Origin of the sequence: Nocardioides sp. (assembly GCF_031422975.1) — a bacterium.
Classification (GTDB): domain Bacteria; phylum Actinomycetota; class Actinomycetes; order Propionibacteriales; family Nocardioidaceae; genus Nocardioides.
In genome coordinates this window covers 1-1900 of sequence record NZ_JANPEO010000200.1, presented here as the reverse complement: position 1 = coordinate 1900, position 1900 = coordinate 1, and the positions used below count along the sequence as shown (strand labels likewise).

The 1900-nt window shown below is 69.2% G+C and carries 1 protein-coding gene; it reads right to left on the bottom strand.

The window, feature by feature from the left end; translation table 11 throughout:
* On the bottom strand, positions 1-1900 hold a 1900-nt coding region (locus RMO85_RS06130; RefSeq protein ID WP_310527511.1), incomplete at both ends, for a class I tRNA ligase family protein.

Sequence of the window (1900 nt, the reverse complement as noted above, 5' to 3'; positions counted from 1 at the left end):
CAACGCCGGCATCGTCGTTGGCAGGAAGCGCTGCGGAACGGTCGGCATCGGCCGCGACCAGACGGAGCGAGAACTCGCCCTCCTGCAGCTCGATCCCGGCGGCGGTGATCGTGCCGTCGGCGGCCGGCGTCCACTCGCCCTTCTTGACCGCGCCGAAGACCGGCTGCACGGCCTTGCCGACCCGCGGTCCCAGGGCACCCGGCACGACCTGCAGCTCGAAGCGCCCGGCGGAGCCGAGGTCGGTCGTGAGGTTCACCGACTTCACGTTCATCTCGTCCGCGATGATCGACGTGAACGGGGCCAGCGACTCGGCGTCGGCCGAGGCGACGGTTACCGACGTGAGCGGCAACCGCACCCGCAGGCCGGCCGACTTGCGAACCGACGACGTCACCGAGCAGACGTCACGCACGCGGTCCATGGCGGCGACGAGCGCGGAGTCGGCGGGATACGACGATGCAGACGGCCAGTCGGTGAGGTGAACAGAGGGCGAGCCGGTGAGCCCGGTGTACACGGCCTCGGAGGTGAGCGGCAGCAACGGCGCGGCGACCCGGCACAGCACTTCGAGGGCGGTGTGCAGCGTGTCGAACGCGTCGGCGTCTCCTGCCCAGAACCGGTCGCGCGAGCGGCGGATGTACCAGTTCGTCAGCACGTCGAGGAACGAGCGCGTCGAGTCGCACGCCCCCGCGACCTCGTAGTTGTCGAGCTCGTGGGCCATCGCGGCGACGTGGTCGCGCAGCTTCGCGAGGATGTAGCGGTCCATCGGGTGGCTGCTGGCGGTGGTGTACGCCGCGTCGTACCCCGCGCCGTCGTCGTGCCGGGCGGCGTTGGCGTAGAGGCTGAAGAAGTACCAGCTGTTCCAGAGCGGGATCAGCACCTGGCGCACCGAGTCGCGGATGCCCTGCTCGGTGACGACCAGGTTGCCGCCGCGAAGGATCGGCGAGCTCATCAGGAACCAGCGCATCGCGTCGGCGCCGTCGCGGTCGAAGACCTCGCGGACGTCCGGGTAGTTGCGCAGCGACTTGCTCATCTTCGCCCCGTCGCTGCCCAGCACGATGCCGTGGCTGACGCAGGTCGAGAAGGCGGGCTTGTCGAAGATCGCGCCGGCCAGGACGTGCATCGTGTAGAACCAGCCGCGGGTCTGGCCGATGTACTCGACGATGAAGTCCCCCGGGAAGTGCCCCTCGAACCAGTCGGCGTTCTCGAACGGGTAGTGCACCTGGGCGAAGCTCATGGAGCCCGAGTCGAACCACACGTCGAGCACGTCGGCCACGCGGCGCATGGTGGACGTGCCGGTCGGGTCGTCCGGGTTGGGCCTCGTCAGGTCGTCGATGAAGGGACGGTGCAGGTCGGGGTTGCCCTCATGGTCGACGGGCAGCCGGCCGAAGTCGCGCTCCATCTCCGCCAGGGAGCCGTAGACGTCCAGGCGCGGGTAGGCCTCGTCGTCGGACTTCCACACCGGCACCGGCGAGCCCCAGAACCGGTTGCGGGTGATCGACCAGTCGCGGGCGTTGGCCAGCCACTTGCCGAAGGAGCCGTGCTGGATGTGGTCAGGCACCCAGCGGATTTCCTCGTTCAGCTCGAGCAGCCGCTCCTTGACCGCGGTGACCTCGACGAACCAGGACGAGACACCCTTGTAGATGAGGGGCTCGCGGCAGCGCCAGCAGTGCGGGTAGGAGTGGTCGTAGGTCTCGCGGCGCAGCAGCACGGTGCCGGGCGTGACGCTCGCGGTGACCGCCTTCAGGTCGTCGATGATGTGCAGGTTGGCGTCGAAGACCAGCATCCCGGCGTACTCCTCGACCGGGTGCGTGAAGCGGCCGTCCTTGCCGACGGGCATGACGGGCTCGATGCCCTCGCGGTCGGTGACGACCTTGTCGTCCTCACCGAAGGCGCCGGCGGAGTG